General features: G+C 63.1%; 14 protein-coding genes. 10 read left to right on the forward strand and 4 right to left on the reverse strand.

Features of this window, described 5'->3' with window-relative positions:
* Positions 1-318 (forward strand): transcriptional repressor (locus RMO18_RS00775; RefSeq protein WP_309663330.1); only part of this gene is annotated, 318 nt, incomplete at its 5' end.
* A gap of 5 nt (positions 319-323) precedes the next feature.
* Here the strand turns inward: RMO18_RS00775 and RMO18_RS00780 are convergent.
* From RMO18_RS00780 to RMO18_RS00795, 4 genes are all read right to left on the reverse strand, one after another.
* On the reverse strand, positions 324-839 hold the full coding sequence (locus RMO18_RS00780; protein WP_309663331.1) for a flavin reductase family protein: 516 nt from the start codon (positions 837-839) through the stop codon (positions 324-326).
* Positions 840-905: 66 nt separating this feature from the next.
* A complete protein-coding gene (locus RMO18_RS00785; RefSeq protein WP_309663332.1) occupies positions 906-1,685 on the reverse strand; it encodes a nitrilase-related carbon-nitrogen hydrolase in 780 nt (259 codons plus the stop codon).
* On the reverse strand, positions 1,678-3,711 hold the full coding sequence (locus RMO18_RS00790; protein WP_309663333.1) for an NADH:flavin oxidoreductase: 2,034 nt from the start codon (positions 3,709-3,711) through the stop codon (positions 1,678-1,680). Before RMO18_RS00790 ends, RMO18_RS00785 begins: the two co-directional genes overlap by 8 nt.
* Positions 3,712-3,803: 92 nt before the next feature.
* Positions 3,804-4,304, reverse strand: coding sequence for a MarR family transcriptional regulator (locus tag RMO18_RS00795; protein WP_309663334.1), 501 nt, complete (start codon positions 4,302-4,304; stop codon positions 3,804-3,806).
* A gap of 22 nt (positions 4,305-4,326) precedes the next feature.
* Between RMO18_RS00795 and RMO18_RS00800 the strand changes: the two genes are divergently transcribed.
* The 9 genes from RMO18_RS00800 to RMO18_RS00840 all read left to right on the forward strand — a co-directional run bounded on the left by RMO18_RS00800 (position 4,327) and on the right by RMO18_RS00840 (position 15,528).
* Entirely contained in the window at positions 4,327-5,154 is an 828-nt protein-coding gene (locus tag RMO18_RS00800) for a xanthine dehydrogenase family protein subunit M (protein WP_309663335.1), read from the forward strand.
* Positions 5,151-7,838, forward strand: coding sequence for a molybdopterin cofactor-binding domain-containing protein (locus RMO18_RS00805; protein WP_309663336.1), 2,688 nt, complete (start codon positions 5,151-5,153; stop codon positions 7,836-7,838). The genes RMO18_RS00800 and RMO18_RS00805 overlap by 4 nt, the downstream gene beginning before the upstream one ends.
* A gap of 136 nt (positions 7,839-7,974) precedes the next feature.
* Positions 7,975-9,372, forward strand: coding sequence for a 6-hydroxynicotinate reductase (locus RMO18_RS00810; RefSeq protein WP_309663337.1), 1,398 nt, complete (start codon positions 7,975-7,977; stop codon positions 9,370-9,372).
* Between the two features lie 139 nt (positions 9,373-9,511).
* Positions 9,512-10,336 carry a UPF0280 family protein gene (locus tag RMO18_RS00815; protein ID WP_309663338.1) on the forward strand — a complete coding sequence of 275 codons (825 nt, stop codon included), beginning with the start codon at positions 9,512-9,514 and terminating at the stop codon, positions 10,334-10,336.
* Positions 10,329-10,910 (forward strand): amino acid synthesis family protein, encoded by a 582-nt coding sequence (locus RMO18_RS00820; RefSeq protein ID WP_309663339.1) that lies wholly within the window; start codon positions 10,329-10,331, stop codon positions 10,908-10,910. Before RMO18_RS00815 ends, RMO18_RS00820 begins: the two co-directional genes overlap by 8 nt.
* Positions 10,907-12,262, forward strand: a complete 1,356-nt coding sequence (locus RMO18_RS00825) for a hypothetical protein (protein ID WP_309663340.1) — start codon at positions 10,907-10,909, stop codon at positions 12,260-12,262. Before RMO18_RS00820 ends, RMO18_RS00825 begins: the two co-directional genes overlap by 4 nt.
* Before the next feature lie 85 nt (positions 12,263-12,347).
* Positions 12,348-13,628 (forward strand): ABC transporter substrate-binding protein, encoded by a 1,281-nt coding sequence (locus RMO18_RS00830; RefSeq protein WP_309663341.1) that lies wholly within the window; start codon positions 12,348-12,350, stop codon positions 13,626-13,628.
* 92 nt (positions 13,629-13,720) lie between these two features.
* On the forward strand, positions 13,721-14,599 hold the full coding sequence (locus tag RMO18_RS00835) for a branched-chain amino acid ABC transporter permease (protein WP_309663342.1): 879 nt from the start codon (positions 13,721-13,723) through the stop codon (positions 14,597-14,599).
* Positions 14,596-15,528: a branched-chain amino acid ABC transporter permease gene (locus RMO18_RS00840; RefSeq protein WP_309663343.1), complete on the forward strand. Its 933-nt coding sequence runs from the start codon at positions 14,596-14,598 to the stop codon at positions 15,526-15,528. The genes RMO18_RS00835 and RMO18_RS00840 overlap by 4 nt, the downstream gene beginning before the upstream one ends.
* Positions 15,529-15,565 lie beyond the last annotated feature (37 nt).

The following is a 15,565-nucleotide window of genomic DNA, read 5'->3' on the forward strand; positions in this document are numbered from 1 at the left end:
CAGGATCACCCCGACGCCGCCGAACTTCACCGCCGCGCCAAGGGCATCGACGAAACCGTGTCGCTGGCCACCGTCTACCGCACCCTCTCGGTGCTGGAACGCGAAGGCGTGGTGCAGCGCCATTCCTTTGAATCCGGCGGCGCCCGCTTTGAAGTGAACGACACCTCCCACCACGACCACATCGTCGATCTGGATACCGGCCGGATCACCGAGTTCTATTCTGAAAAGATCGAACAGCTGCAACGCGAGATCGCCGCCGAGATGGGCTACGAAATCGTCCATCACCGCCTGGAACTTTACTGCCGCAAAAAACGCTGATCGTCTCAGCCGGCCTGAAAGGTTCCGTAGCGGCCCTTGGAGAACACCAGCGGTTCCCCCGGCATCGTTGTCACCCGCAGCACACGGCCCAGAATAATCTCGTGATCCCCGCCATCATAAGCAGCATGCCGGGCACAATCGAACCGTGCCAGAGCACCAGTGAGCGCCGGAAGCCCCTCGGGCGTCGCGGTCCAATCCAGCCCGTCAAAGCCAGACCCACCCCGCGCAAACCTATACAGCCAATCCCCCTGATCCTGCCGCAAGACGTGGATTGCAAAAGCTTCAGCCCCGGAAAATGCGGCAAAACGGGAAGATGATCGGGCAGGGGACCAAAGCACCAGCGGTGGGTCCAGCGACACCGAAGAAAAGCTGTTGGCGGTAAAGCCCATCGGCCCCTCAGGCCCTTGCACTGTGACGATCGTTACCCCGGTCGCCCAGGCGCCAAATGCCTCTCGCAGGGCGCGCGCCTCGGTCCCGGCGAGAGAGGGCGTGGTCCCTGAGCCTGTCAATCCGTCCGGCATTCGCTGTCCTGTGATTACAAGCGTCGCAGATAAACCAATATCGGGGGGATTCAACCTTTGATGCCGCTACAAAATCTTGAGATCGGCATCTTGGGTAGAAAGCCTTGCGGGGTCGCGGGCCGGGACATCAGCAATCAGCAAGGCAGCGTGATCGCCCGCTTGCGCCAGAACCTCGCCATGTGGTCCGGCAATGAGGGTGCCGCCGACATAGCTCAGATCACCTTCCACGCCGCAGTAGTTGGCATAGGCAATGGTTACGCCGTAGTTCGCGGCCATCGCCGGCACGGTGTGGCGGACGACATGGGTGAAGGGCAGCATGTTCGCGGTCGGCACCAGGATCACGGTCACGCCCAGGGCCGCAAGTGCTGCGACATGGGGCGCAAATTCAATATCATAGCAGATCAGCAAAGCTGCCTTGTGAGGCCCAAGCTGGAAGATCCGATAGGCTGAACCCGCAGCGTAAATCGACTTCTCGCGTCCACCGTAAAGCTGGATCTTGCGGTAGAGCGCAAGCGGTTCACCGGATTTCCCAAGGGCGATGGCGGCGTTGTAGACCGTGGGCCCGTCACGTTCGGCAAAGCCAAGCGTCAATCCGCAGCCTGCCTCACGGCACAGCGTGGCAAGCTCGGCTATCCATGGGCCAGTGGCCCCCTGCGCCTGATCGGAGATATCGGGCTGGTTGTAGCCAGGCAGCCAGACTTCGGGTGCAACAAGCATCTCAGCCTGCATCGCTGCGGCAGCCATGAGAGCGGAGCGTAGACTGGCAATTCCGGCGGCGGCGTCGCCAGCGGGGGACTGGCCTTGCCAGACCGCCAGACGCAAAGGGCTGATTGCAGGATCAGACATCTTTCATCACCCTCAAGGCATCATAAATCGCGGCGTGGGTGTTGCGCGCCTCTACTGCATCACCGATCCGATAAAGCGCAAAGCCGGGAGGGCCGTCGCCGCTTGGCTGTGGCCGCCCTTCGATCAGCGCATCATAGTCTACGGCGCCAAGATTGGCAGACAAGGGTTTGAGATCAAAGTAGATTTCCGCAAGTGGCTGGGTGCCGTGGTTGACCACGACCTGATCATAGACCGCTTGTTTGGCCAGCTTCATGTAATCCGACCCGATCGTCGCGCGCAGCTGGTTGCCTGCGCGCTCTACCGACCGAAGCCGATAGGTCACCGTAAAGGTCACGTCCTTGTCCTGCAGCGCGCGCATGTAGGGCACCAGGTTCATCGCCATCACATCTGGCGCGAAGGTGCGGTCCGGGGTCATCACTTCAACCCGCGCGCCGCTTTCGGCCAACAATTGCGCGGCCTGCAATGCGGTGTGGTCGCCCGCGTCATCATAAAGCAGGACATTGGCACCGGGCTTTACGTCGCCAGATAAGATGTCCCAGGCGGACACAACCAGATCATTGCCCGCCTCAAGGATAGCGGTCGTTGGCCGACCACCTGTCGCGATTACGACCACATCCGGATTTAGAGACGTTATATCAAGTGCTTCCGCCCATGTGTTGAAGTGAAACTGAACGCCCCTGGCGGCGCATTGCGCCATTCGCCAGTCGATGATTCCGATCATTTCGCGCCGTCGCGGCGTCTTGGCGGTCAGCAGAATCTGGCCACCGGGTTGGGCGGCGGCCTCGAACACGATCACCCGATGGCCGCGCTCTGCCGCGACGCGCGCGGCCTCAAGTCCTGCGGGACCGGCACCAACGATCACCACCGTCTTGGCAACCGCTGCCCGCGCGATGGTATGCGGCATCACCTCTTCGCGCCCGGTTGCGGGGTTGTGGATGCACAATGCCATCCCGCCCTGATAGATGCGATCCAGACAATAAGTTGCGCCAACGCAGGGACGAATGTCCTGTTCGCGTCCTTCGATGATCTTGCGCACGATATGGGGGTCAGCCATGTGGGCCCGCGTCATGCCGACCATATCTAATTGGCCCGAGGCCACCGCATAGCGCGCGGTCGCCACGTCGGGAATGCGGGCGGCGTGAAAGGTGGGCAAGCCAACTTCGGCCCGCACACGACCGGCGAAATCAAGGTGCGGTGCCGAGGGCATGCCTTGAATGGGGATGACGTCGGTCATCGCCGGGTCGGTGTAAATGCGCCCCTTGATGATGTTCAGGAAATCGACCAACCCGCTGTCACGAAACAGGTGGCCGATGGCGATGCCTTCCTCGGCGTCGATGCCGCCGGGTTCGACCTCATCTGCGGTGTAGCGCACGCCCAAAAGGAACTCAGGCCCCACCCTTTTGCGGCATGCGGCCAGCACCTCGAGCGAAAAGCGCGCCCGGTTTTCCAGCGACCCGCCGTAGGGTGCGGGCAGGGCGTTGGTGAAGGGCGACATGAATTGGTCCATCAGGTGGCCATAACACTCGAACTCGACCCCATCGAGGCCGGCGGCCTTCATCCGTTCGGCGGCATCGGCGTAGTCTTCGATGATCCGGACAATATCCCAGTCTTCGATCACCTTGGGAAAGGCCCGGTGCGAGGGTTCGCGGGCCGGACCTGCGGCGACAACCGGCAGCCAGTCGCCCTTGTCCCAGCGGGTGCGGCGACCAAGATGGGTCAACTGGATCATCACTGCGGCGCCGGCCTCGTGGCAGTCGTCGGCCAGGCGCTTCATCCACGGCACCACCTCGTCCTTGTAGGCGAGGATGTTGTTGAACACGGGCGGGCTGTCCTTGGACACTGCCGCCGACCCTGCGGTCATCGTCAGCGCAACACCCGCCTTGGCGCGTTCCAGATGGTACAGCCGATAGCGATCTTTCGGCATCCCGTCTTCGGGATAGGCCGGTTCATGGCTGGTCGTCATGATCCGATTGCGCAGGGTCAGGTGTTTCAGCTGATACGGTTGTAGCAGGGGATCGGTCGACATCGGAGCCTGTCCTTTGCGTATTCGCCCAAGCTTAGGGTCGGCTTGGCCACAATGGATGCCGGAATGCGACGCTGTGGTGTCTGTTCAAACCGTCAGGTCAAGAGTGCGAGAAGCCGCAGCAATTCAGCGCGCTCGTCTGCCGATAGGGGGGCCAAGGTTGTGTCACTGACCGCAAGGGCGATGTCGGTGCGCTGGGTGAACAGCACATGGCCGACATCGGTCAATGTCACTGTCAGGCGGCGGCGGTCATCGGGATCTGCCGCAGTGGCCACGAGGTTCAGCTTGGCCAGCCGGTCAACCACGCCCTTGATGGTTGCCGCGTCCATCGCGGTGGCGCGGCCGAGATGGTTTTGCGACAGCGGGCCGACCTCAGCCAAACGCGCCAGGACCGCAAACTGGGTGGTCGTAACTTCTGGGATCGCTTCGGAAAAAATCGACAAATGCCGTTGCGTCACGCGCCGCAGCACGTAGCCGATCTGGTCATCGAGCCGGTAGCCGTTGGGTTTGTCCATCACTGTCATCGGATACCCCTCATGTGCCAATCGCGCAAGGCAGTTGACATCAAGCGGCTTGGCCAGCAGTCTTGTTTTCATACAAACGATTTCAGGTGTGTCCGTGCGTGATTACGTTCGACCCCAGACCCTGAGCGAGGTCATCGCGCATCTGGCGCAGGGGGCCCAGCGGCTGCTTGCGGGGGGTACTGATCTTTATCCAACTGCGGGGCGAAAGCTGACCGGGCCAGTGCTCGACCTGACCGGGGTTGACGAACTCAGAGGGTTTCGCGCGGCAAACGGTCTGCGGATCGGCGCTGCCACGACATGGACTGACATAGCCGAAGCCGCACTTCCCCCGGCGCTGCACGCCTTGCAACAGGCGGCACGGCAGGTTGGCGGGCGGCAGATCCAGAACGCCGGCACCATTGGCGGCAACCTGTGCAACGCGTCGCCCGCTGCGGATGGGGTTCCGCCATTGCTGGTGGTTGACGCGCAAGTGGAGCTTGTGTCCAGCCTCGGCACCCGGCACCTGCCGCTGTCAAAGTTCATTAGCGGGCCACGAAAAACCGCCCTCGCGCCGGGTGAGGTTCTGACCGCAGTGACGATCCCCGAGACGAGCCTTGGCGGGCGGTCCGCGTTCGAAAAACTAGGCGCGCGGACGCATCTGGTGATCTCAATAGCGATGGTTGCAGCACGGGTCAGGCTGGATGGCGGCAGGATCGGTGACATTGCGATCGCGGTCGGTTCGTGTTCCGGCGTGGCAGTGCGTCTGGCGGCAGTGGAACAAGCTGTGAAGGGTGCGCGTTTGGACCAAGTTGTCGGTCTGATCTGCCCCGAGGATGTTGCCGCCGCCCTGTCGCCCATCGACGACGTGCGCGCCACGGCCACCTACCGGATCAAGGCGGCTGTCGAACTTGTCACCCGCGCCGTCGCCGAGGCTGCCCGATGATCAGCTTCACTCTCAATGGTCGGCTGGTGACCACCGACGCCCCCGCCACCGAACGATTGAGCGAGGTCTTGCGCGACCGGCTGGGGGCCAAGGGTACGAAAGTGGGATGCGATGCAGGCGATTGCGGTGCCTGCACGGTGCTGATTGATGGGGCTTCGGCCTGCGCCTGTCTGACACCGGCCGTTCGGGTTGACGGGCGGCAGGTCGAGACTGTTGAAGGAACGTCGCCTACATTGACACGCCTGCGCGACGCCTTTTTGCGACATGGAGCGGCGCAGTGCGGTATCTGCACGCCCGGAATGCTGATGATGGCGGTCGACTTGCTGGCCCGCGTGCCGGAGCCGTCGCCGCAGCAGGTGGAAACGGCGCTTGGTGGGGTGCTGTGCCGCTGCACAGGCTATCGCAAGATCATCGCGGCGGTCTGCGATGCGGCACCGGGGCGGGGTAAAGTGCCTGTGGAAACGGGTGCAGCAGTGGGGCAGCGCCAGATCCGGCTTGATGGGGCGGCAAAGGTTGCGGGCGACAGCTTTGGTGCCGATGCGGCGCCCGCCGGGGCGCTGATCGTCAAGGCCATACGCTCGCCGCATCCGCACGCCGATTTCAGCATTGGGGATCTGGCGCAGTTTGCGCGACTGCCCGGCGTGGTCGCGGTGTTCACGGCGGCTGACATTCCGGGCCGCAACGCCTTTTCCGTGATTCCCGCCTTTGCCGACCAGCCCGCCATTGCCACCACTCCTGCGCGGTTTCGGGGCGAGTGTGTGGCATTGGTGGCCTTTGCGCCGGACAGCGACGCCGACACCACCGCGTTTCCGATCACGTGGTCAGCCTTGCCCGCCATCGAGACGCCCGAGGCCGCCGAAGCCATCGGCGCGCCGCTGATCCACCCCAATCGCCCCGGCAATCGGCTGGTCGAAGGACGCGTGCGCAAGGGCGATGCGGCGAAGGCGCTGGCTGCCTCGGCGCATGTGGTCGAGGGCCGAATGCAGACCGGTTTTGTTGAACATGCGTATATCGAACCGGAAGCCGGGGCTGCCTGGATGGACGGCGACACGCTGATCATCCGCGCATGTACGCAGGCACCTGGGATGGACCGCGAGGATACGGCGGCGATCCTCGGGCTGCCGCAATCGCATGTCCGGATCATTCCTTCGGCGGTGGGTGGTGGGTTCGGCTCCAAGCTCGACATCAGCTTGCAACCGTTGATCGGGTTGGTTGCGCTCAAGACCGGGCGACCCTGCCAGATGGTCTATTCGCGGCAGGAAAGCATGACTTCTACCACCAAACGGCACCCGGCAGAGATGGCTGGGCGCATCGGGTGTGATGCGAATGGCCGGATCACCGCAGTGGAGTTCGAAGGCCGGTTCAACACGGGCGCTTATTCAAGCTGGGGGCCGACCGTTGCCAACCGTGTGCCGGTGCATGTGACGGGTCCGTATCTGACCCCGCATGTCCATGCCAAAGCTCGGGCAATCCACACCCATGGGCCGGTTTCCGGCGCATTCCGTGGCTTTGGCGTGCCGCAAGGCGCGCTTTGGCAGGAAACCCTGTTTGACCGGCTTGCCGACAAGGCCAGGATCGACCGGCTGGAGTTTCGTATCCTGAACGCGCTGCGCGATGGCGATCCGTCTGCAACGGGTCAGATTCTGCAAGCTGTCGGGATCAGCCAGTGTCTTCAGGCGCTGCGCCCGTATTGGATGCGCGCCCTGTCAGATGCCAAAAGCGCGGGTCATCTGCATCGCGGTGTCGGGGTCGCATCGTGCTGGTACGGTTGCGGCAACACTGCCTTGCCGAACCCCTCGACCATCCGCATCGGGCTGTCCGGGGCGGGCGAAGTTGTGCTGCATCAGGGTGCTACCGACATTGGCCAAGGCTCCAACACCGTGATTGCCCAGATCGCGGCGGATGCGCTGGGGCTGCCGATCACCGCGTTCCGACTGATTGGCCCGGACACAGCGCTTACGCCCGACGCTGGCAAGACGTCGGCCAGCCGGCAGACCTTTGTCACCGGGCGCGCGACAGTTGCGGCGGGTCAGGCCTTGCGCAAGTCAATTCTGCGGCTGGCCAATGCCGGGCAGGGGGCAAGCCTCTTACTCGATGGCCGGCTGCTGATCGTGCGCGACGGTGCCACTCGGCGCCAGATCGACCTTGCCGCCCAGCCGCTTAATGTGCACGGCTACGTCCTGTCCGCCGAGGAAAGTTATGATCCGCCCACCTCTGCGCTGGACGCGGACGGGCAGGGACGGCCCTATGCACTTTACGGCTACGGCGCGCAGATGGTGGAACTGGAGGTCGATGTCCGGCTGGGACGCGTACGCCTGTTAAAGATTACCGCCGCGCATGACGTCGGGCGCGCGATCAATCCGACGCTTGCCGAAGGCCAGATCGAAGGCGGTATTGCCCAAGGTATCGGCCTCGCCCTGATGGAGGAATACATCGCGTCGCGCACCGAGAACCTGCATGACTACCTGATCCCCACTTTCGGGGACGTGCCGCATATCGAAAGCCTGCTGATCGAAGTTCCTGATCCCGAAGGTCCGTTCGGGGCCAAAGGCTTGGGTGAACATGTGCTGATCCCCACCGCGCCCGCCATCCTGAACGCAATCCGCCATGCCACCGGGGCCGAATTGACCCGCGTTCCCGCCCTGCCGCACCGGGTACTCGCGGCGCTGGAGGCAGGGGAATGATCACGCTTGGGATTTCCCCTTCAGAAATATCCTCCGGGGGTGCGGGGGTGGAAAACCCCCGCTGCGCCACGCAGGAAAGGTGGGTGCTGCGGTGACGGAAGCGCCTGAAAAGATCCGATGCGATGCCTGTCCGGTGATGTGCTATATCGCCCCCGGACAAACCGGGGCCTGTGACCGGTATGCCAATGCGGACGGTCGCATCGTGCGGACTGATCCGGTGGTGATGCTAAGTCACGCGCTGACGGCCGGGCAGCGCGTCGTGCCGTTCGCGGCGCGGGTCTGGGACGGCGATCCAATGCCGGCCGATACCTTTGTGACCGGAATAGGCTCTGGCACGACCTATCCCGATTACAAGCCCGCGCCTTTTATCGTGTCGTCGCAGGTTGAAGGCACCGACATGGTCACGGTCGTGACGGAAGCGATCTTTTCGTACTGCGGCGTCAAGGTGAAGATTGATACAGACCGTTTCCTCGGGCCAGAAGGGGCCACGGTGCGGGTAGATGGCGAAGCGGTGGGGCATGTCACCACGGCCGAATACGGCAGCCAGATGCTGTCGCTGGGCGGTGTGCATCATCTGACGGGGGGGACGAAAGCCGAAGGGCGGGTGACCTGTGCCGCGATTCTGGCGCTGTGCAACGGCGCGCCGGTGACGGTGCAGATCGACGGCGGATCAACCGTCACGGTGCAGGCCGGGCACGCCCCGGTGGTCGACGGGCAGCGCCAGCAACGAATGCGGGTCGGCTGCGGGTCGGCGACAATTGGCATGTTTGCCAGCCAATGGCACGGCGCGGTGGATGAGGTGGTGGTGGTCGACGATCATATCACCGGCGTCGTGTCGGAACATCAGGCGGGCAAGGTGCTGGGCTGGACGCCGACCGGGATCAGGATCAAGGGCCATCGATCTACCCCCGGGCGCTACTTCAAGGTCTCAGAACCCGGTTTGGGGTGGGGTGGAACCAGGCTTACCGATCCGCTGGCCATTCTGGGCGAATGGAACCCGAAAAAGGGCGCGCGTTCCGGCCTTACGCTGTTGATGGTATCAACCACCGGCGAGGACTTTGGCTATTATGTGCTGGACGCCGACCTCGTGCCCCGGCCGCGGCCATTGCCCAAGGCGCTTGAAGCGACAGTTCGGGTGATCGACGAAAGCTGCGAGCCATCGCTGTGCACAGTATTGTTCATCGGCGGGGCAGGTGGGTCTTTGCGGGCCGGTGTCACCCGGAACCCCATGCGCCTGACGCAATCAGTGCAGGCGGGGGCGACACGGCTGACCTCGGGTGGGGCGGAATGCTTTGTCTGGCCCGGGGGCGGCATTACCTTCATGGTGGATGTCATGCGCCTGCCTGCGGGGGCCTTTAGCTATGTGCCGACACCGGCCTTGGTGGCACCATTGGAGTTTACGCTGACCCGCGCGGACTATCTGGCAATGGGTGGACATGCCGCGTCGATCACCTCGTTGGAGGAGATGATGGCAAGAGGCGGTGAATATCCCACCGCCGCGCGGCTGGAGCCATGGCGGAGCGATGGTTCATGAAGGCCGCACCCTCGCCTCACGCTTGCAAAATGGAGCGGCTTTGCCGCAAGCTTTTGTGGTCGCCCGCGCGGCCAGGGCCGCTTGGCTTCGGGTATGAGTATTTGGCAAAAGGGCAAGCGGGATGAACGGGGCGCTGGCCATGAGGCTGCCGGATGGCAGGCTGCATTTGCAGCACGGGCCGATTGACCTGATCTGCGAGGCGTGGGGCGTGGATAAAGCTGTACACGCCGCCTATGCCCGCGCCAGCCGCCGATTTGAAACCGTTTTGACCGAGCTGGTCAGCGAATTGCCGATCCTGCGCGCCGAAGACGGACGGCCCAGTGGTGCAATTGGTGCCCGGATGGCGCGTGCGGTGGCGCCGTTCCGGCCAGCGTTCATCACGCCGATGGCGGCGGTTGCCGGGGCGGTTGCCGAAACGGTGCTGGCAGAGATTGCCGGACCTGAGATCGCCCGCGCCTATGTAAACAACGGCGGCGACATTGCCTTGCATCTTGCCAAAGCCCACAGTCTGACCTGCGCGATTGCCGCACCTGGGGGCCTGCCGGTGACAATCGGGTTCAGCGATCCGATACGCGGCATTGCGACATCCGGGTGGCGCGGCCGAAGCTGGTCTTTCGGAATTGCCGACGCGGTCACCGTGCTGGCGACCAGTGCCGCGATGGCCGATGCCGCCGCAACGATGATTGCGAATGCGGTAAACCTGCCCGATCACCCCGGCATCGTCAGGCAGCCTGCCCGCGCACTGCAGGCCGACAGCGATTTGGCAGACCGACTGGTGACCACCGCAGTGCCCCGCCTTTCGACATGCGAGATTGCCGTGGCATTGGATGCTGGACTTGTCTTTGCCGAAGCATTGCGCGCCCGTGGGTTGATTGTCGCGGCGGCTCTGTTCCTGCAATCCGAGGCGCGCGTCTCTGGCGCGATACCTTTGCCCTACAGCCTGAAGGAGCCGGTCCGTGTTTGACTTTCCAATCCGCAAGATAGTGCTGCAGATAGAACAGATTCAGCATGATGGCGGCACTCCGCCCGCCCAACCGCGTCTGCGCGGCGCGGTGCTGGCAGTAGTCGGTAACCCGTTCGCTGGAAGCCATCATCCAGAGTTGCAAAGCGCGATGGACGATCTGAAGCCGCTTGGCATGTTGCTAACTGAGCGGTTGATCCAGGCGCTTGGTGGCCGGGCGGGGATCGACAGCTACGGCAAAGGCGCCATCGTGGGCGAGGCTGGCGAGGTGGAGCACGGCGCGCTGTGGCATGTGCCGGGCGGCTATTCGATGCGCGAACAGTTGGGCGAAAGCCGCGCGATCGTGCCATCGGCGATGAAGGCTGGCGGGATCGGTGCGACGCTTGACGTGCCGCTGGGCCATATCAACGCGGCCTATGTTCGCAGCCATTTTGATGCCATCACCGTTTCGGTGCCTGACGGGCCGCGCGCGGGCGAGATCGTGTTCGTGCTGGCCATGGCCAGGGGGCCGCGTGTCCATTCGCGGATGGGCGGGCTTGAGGTGCACCAGATCAAGGGCGAGGACGGATTGCGATGATCGCGAGGCTTGGCATCTTTCTGCTTTGCCTGATCCCCGGTGCGGCGTTTGCCTGCGCCCTGCCACCGTCGGTGATTTTGCTTTTGCCAACAGGACATTACATCGTTGGTGCCGGGCTGACGGTTGGTTTGACGGCGGTTTTGGGCGCGATGGCGCGGCGCTTGCCTGAAATGCGCCCGGTGATGGTACTGGAACGCGGTGTGCTGCTGCCCGTTGTGCTGACCTCCTACCTCAGTTTTCTGGTGTTTCTTGGCCTGATCCTGATCGGGCTTTTTGGCAGCCGCGATCCGATGCACAACCTGATGACCCTGGTGTTCTGGACCGGCGTCTGGATCGTAGTGCCGTTGGCGTCAATGGTGATGGGCAACGTCTGGCGACCGATCAATCCATGGACCGGGCTGGTTCGTATTGCGCGTATGCTTTTGGGCCGAACCGGCACAATGGGTCTTGGGCGTTTCGGGCATTGGCCAGCAGTCATTGGATATGCCGGTTTTGTCTGGTTTCAGATGATCTCGCTGTCGCCTGATGATCCGGAAGTTCTTGCGCTGGTCGCGCTGGCCTACTGGACGGTGATTTTTGGCCTGGCTGTTCTGGAAGGCGAAGACTGGCTGGAGCAGGGGGAGTTTCTGACGGTCTTGTTCGGCATGATTGCCAAGGTCGCACCGCTGTGGCTGCAGATCAGCGGCGGACGCGCGCGGATGATGGCGGGATGGCCGGGAACCCAGGTTCTGGCGATGCCGGCTTTATCGGCCTCGGCCATTGTGTTCGTGACGCTGGCCTTGGCGGCGCTGACCTTTGACGGTTTGGTTGAAACCTTCTGGTGGCAGGCGCTGATCGGGGAAAATCCGCTGGAACCGACCGGCCGGTCCGGGGTGATGGTACAGAACACTGTCGGTTTCCTGGCGGTCTGGGTGCTGACGTTGGCCCTTATACTTGGGGTGCTGGGGCTGGGCCGCAGGATTGCGGGCAGTGGTTTTTCGGCCGGCCCGGTGATGCTCTCATTTCTGGCAATCGCAGCTGGCTATCACGCGGCGCATTACCTGGTGATGCTGCTGACCGCCGGGCAATACACGCTATCGGCCTTGAACGACCCGCTGTTTCGGGGGGATGACTGGCTGGGCCTGCCGCCATTCTACGTCTCGTTCGGGTTTTTGACTGACCCGGTGACGATGCCGTTGATCTATGGCGCACAGTTTGCGGCGATTCTGGGTGCGCATCTGCTGGCTGTCGTGCTGGCGCTGAAGTTGGTGGGAAGCGGTGCGCGGGCGTTGGCACATTTGCCGCTGACCGCGCTGATGGTGGGGTATACGGTGCTGGGGCTTTGGCTGTTGTCTACTGCCAGAACCGGGTGAAAACCCTGGACTTGTCGGGTGTCTGGACACACCCTTAACCACAGCGGCCTTCGCCAGAAAGGCCCTGCAACAGTGGAGAGAGACGATGACGAGACAAACGAATGTTACCCTGCCTTCGCGCCGCGCTGTTCTCAAGGCCGGGGCGGCGGGACTGCTGGTTTCGGCAATGCCCGGCTATGTCGGTGCACAAGCAGCACCGCTGAAAATCGGGTTCCAACTGCATCGCACGGGCATTGGCGCGTCTTACGGGCGCTGGTACGAGCGGACCGCGCAGGCCGCGCTGAAACTCATCAACGAGGGGGGCGGGATCAATGGCCGACCCGTCGAGATCATGTTCGAGGATGACGCGACTGACCCAAAGCGCGGCTCGGAAGTTGTTGAAAAACTGACCGTGCAAGCGGGCTGCGATGTGGTGATGGGAACGCTGTTTTCCCATGTCGTCATCGGTTCCGCGCCGCGCGCGGCTGAATTGAAAGTGCCATATCTGGTCTGCTCGGAAGGCTATCACGTTGCCAGCGGCATGCTGAACCGCTGGACCCTGCAGCCCGGGATCACGGATGTGCGCAGCCAGATCGCGTCGATGGCGCCATGGGTTGCGGCGAACCTCGGCAAGAAGGTCACGATGATCTTCCCCGATTTCGCCTTCGGCCATGACCACCGCGATTTCTTCACCGCCGCGATGGCCGCCCAGGGTGGCGAGGTGATCGCCCAGATCGCCATTCCGCCGACGGAGACGTCGTTCACCCGCTACTTCCCGCAAATCCCGGCGGAAACCGAAGTGCTGTATCATGTGATGGTCGGCCCTGCCGTTCTGACCTTCGTCAAGGAGTTGGGCGAGTTCTATGGCTCGGGTGCCAAGCCGCAGATCTTCGGCTTTATCGACAGCCTTGAAGCCGTGGACACCGCCACGCCCGGCCTCGAGTTTCTTGAAGGCACCCATTTCTGGGAGGCGCACAACCGGGTGAAACCGGCAGACGCTGGCGAACACGAGGCAGCCTATCGCGCGGCGGTCGGGGTGGATGACAATGGCGCATCGGTCAGCGATGCGGCGGACGTGGCGACCTACAGCCACATGTTTTCCACCTGGGAGACGCTGTTTGCGATCAAGGCCGGGATGGAGGCCTCGGCCTATACCGGCCCCGCCGACCGCCAGAAGTTTGTCGAGGCGATGGAGGCTATGACCGACCTGCCTTACGGCATCGAACGTCCGCAGGGCACCAAGATGTTCAATGGCAAGACCCATCAGGTGTTCGGCACCCAGAACATCAGCCAGGTGCAAGGCGGCAAGCTGATCCGGGTGCATCAGACCACGATGGCCGATGGTGCCTATGACGATGCGGTGGACTACACCACGATGGCCTTCTGATCGGGAGGGGTGCGTGCGGTGCGCGCGCCCCTGCCACTTTGCCAGGGCGCATGCGTGGCACGCACCCTACACCCCTTGCCTAAGGATTTTCCTTGTCGTTCGGACCTTTCCTTCTCCTCGCCCTGATGGAGGGCATGGTGACTGCCGCCGTGCTCGCGCTTACCGCGGCGGGCCTCAGCCTGGTCTTTGGGGTGATGCGGGTGGTCAACGTGGCGCATGGGGAGTTCTTCATGCTGGGTGCGGTGCTGGCATGGCTGGTCACCACCATCATACCCGGCCCGGCGATGCTTGCCTTTATCGCCGCATTGGTCATTGCGCCCTTGTTCGTGGCGGCGCTGGCCGCTGCTGCAGACGGCTTGATCCTGAAGCGGTTGAATTACGATCCAGAAGCCACAATCGTTGCCACCATCGGCCTGCTCTACATGATCCAGCAGGCCACCCTTAGCCTTTATGGCCCAAATGCCAACCCGGTAGCCGCGCCTTTCGAATGGCGCATCCAGCTGCCCTGGTTTGGCTATTCTGGCTACAAGCTTTTCGTGGTGCTGGCCGCAGGCCTTGTTTTGGTTGCGCTGTGGGCGTTCATGACACGCACCCGTGCCGGCCTCATCATGCGGGCAACGCAGGTGGATCGCGCCACCGCCCGCACCTTCGGCATCAACGTCGACCGCGTCTACATGGGAACCTTCGCACTGGGCGCAGGACTTGCGGCACTGGCGGGGGTACTGGTCGCGCCGATCAGCCAAGCCCATTATCTGATGGGAGGGGACCCGCTGCTGTTGTCGTTCATCGTGGTTATCATTGGTGGTCTCGGGTCGTTGCGCGGCACGCTGGTGGCCGCGCTGATTATCGGGCTTTCGGATGGCGTGATCTCGATGGCCTTCTCTCCGACGCTTGCCAAGATCATCGCGACGCTGCTTGTGGCCATGGTGTTGATCTTCCGCCCCCAAGGTCTGTTCGGGGCCAGGGCATGAAGGTCTGGGCGCTGCACCTTGGGTTGATCGCCGTGCTGTTTGCGGCGCAATTCCTGCTGCCGCCTTACCATGTGACGAACCTGGCGCGCATCATGGTGCTGGCGGTGTTTGCCATCGGCTACAATCTTGCCTTCGGCTATACCGGGTTGTTAAGCCTTGGCCATGCATTGTTTTTCGCGGCGGGAATGTACGGCGCAGGGCTTGCAGCCCAGCTACTTGGCTGGACCGCTGCGCCCGCGCTGATCATCGGTGTTGTGGCGGGCGGTGTCGTGGCCGCAGCCGTGGGCCTGCTGGCCCTGCGGACGGCGGGCGTCAGTTTCATGATCGTAACGCTGATGTTCGCGCAGGCCGGCTATCTGGCGATCCTATACTTTGCGCCGGTGACCGGCGGCGACGAAGGCTTTGTGATCGACAGCGCAAGCCGCGCCTTTGCGGGCCTTGATGTTACGATTGACGGCATCCGGTACGCGCTGGCGCTGTTGCTGTTTACGCTGGCGCTGGTCGTCAGCCTTTGGCTTGTCCGCTCGCCTTTTGGCCGCACGATGGTGGCGATGCGCGAGAATGAGGAACGCGCCCGGATGCTTGGCTACAACCCCTTTGTGGTCAAGTTGGTCGCCCTGGTGATCTCGGGGCTGTTCGCCGGTGCTGCGGGGGGTGCCTATGCGGTGCTGTTCGGCTATGTCGGGGCAAGTTTTGCCACGATCCAGTATTCGATCCTGCCTTTGCTTTATGTGCTGCTCGGGGGGGCGGGCACGGTGATCGGCCCGTTCCTTGGGGCCGCGCTTATGTTTTACATGGTCGATGTCGCGTCGGGCCTGACCTCGGCCTATCTATTTGTCGTCGGCGCGGCGCTGGTGGTGCTGGTTCTATTCGCGCCGAAGGGCATTCTGGGCACGATCCGTGACAGGTGGGTCCGATGGCTGCCCTGATCGAGACCCGCGACCTGACGCTGCATTTCGGCGGGCT

Origin of the sequence: Tabrizicola sp. (assembly GCF_031377265.1) — a bacterium.
Lineage (GTDB): Bacteria > Pseudomonadota > Alphaproteobacteria > Rhodobacterales > Rhodobacteraceae > JAUYQR01.

Coding starts and splice junctions, on each gene's coding strand:
- RMO18_RS00815 (WP_309663338.1), top strand. CDS start 9,512: ATGAGGCTGCCGGATGGCAGGCTGCATTTGCAGCACGGGCCGATTGAC.
- RMO18_RS00810 (WP_309663337.1), top strand. CDS start 7,975: ATGTGCTATATCGCCCCCGGACAAACCGGGGCCTGTGACCGGTATGCC.
- RMO18_RS00840 (WP_309663343.1), top strand. CDS start 14,596: ATGAAGGTCTGGGCGCTGCACCTTGGGTTGATCGCCGTGCTGTTTGCG.
- RMO18_RS00780 (WP_309663331.1), bottom strand. CDS start 839: ATGCCGGACGGATTGACAGGCTCAGGGACCACGCCCTCTCTCGCCGGG.
- RMO18_RS00785 (WP_309663332.1), bottom strand. CDS start 1,685: ATGTCTGATCCTGCAATCAGCCCTTTGCGTCTGGCGGTCTGGCAAGGC.
- RMO18_RS00830 (WP_309663341.1), top strand. CDS start 12,348: ATGACGAGACAAACGAATGTTACCCTGCCTTCGCGCCGCGCTGTTCTC.
- RMO18_RS00805 (WP_309663336.1), top strand. CDS start 5,151: ATGATCAGCTTCACTCTCAATGGTCGGCTGGTGACCACCGACGCCCCC.
- RMO18_RS00795 (WP_309663334.1), bottom strand. CDS start 4,304: ATGAAAACAAGACTGCTGGCCAAGCCGCTTGATGTCAACTGCCTTGCG.
- RMO18_RS00790 (WP_309663333.1), bottom strand. CDS start 3,711: ATGTCGACCGATCCCCTGCTACAACCGTATCAGCTGAAACACCTGACC.
- RMO18_RS00825 (WP_309663340.1), top strand. CDS start 10,907: ATGATCGCGAGGCTTGGCATCTTTCTGCTTTGCCTGATCCCCGGTGCG.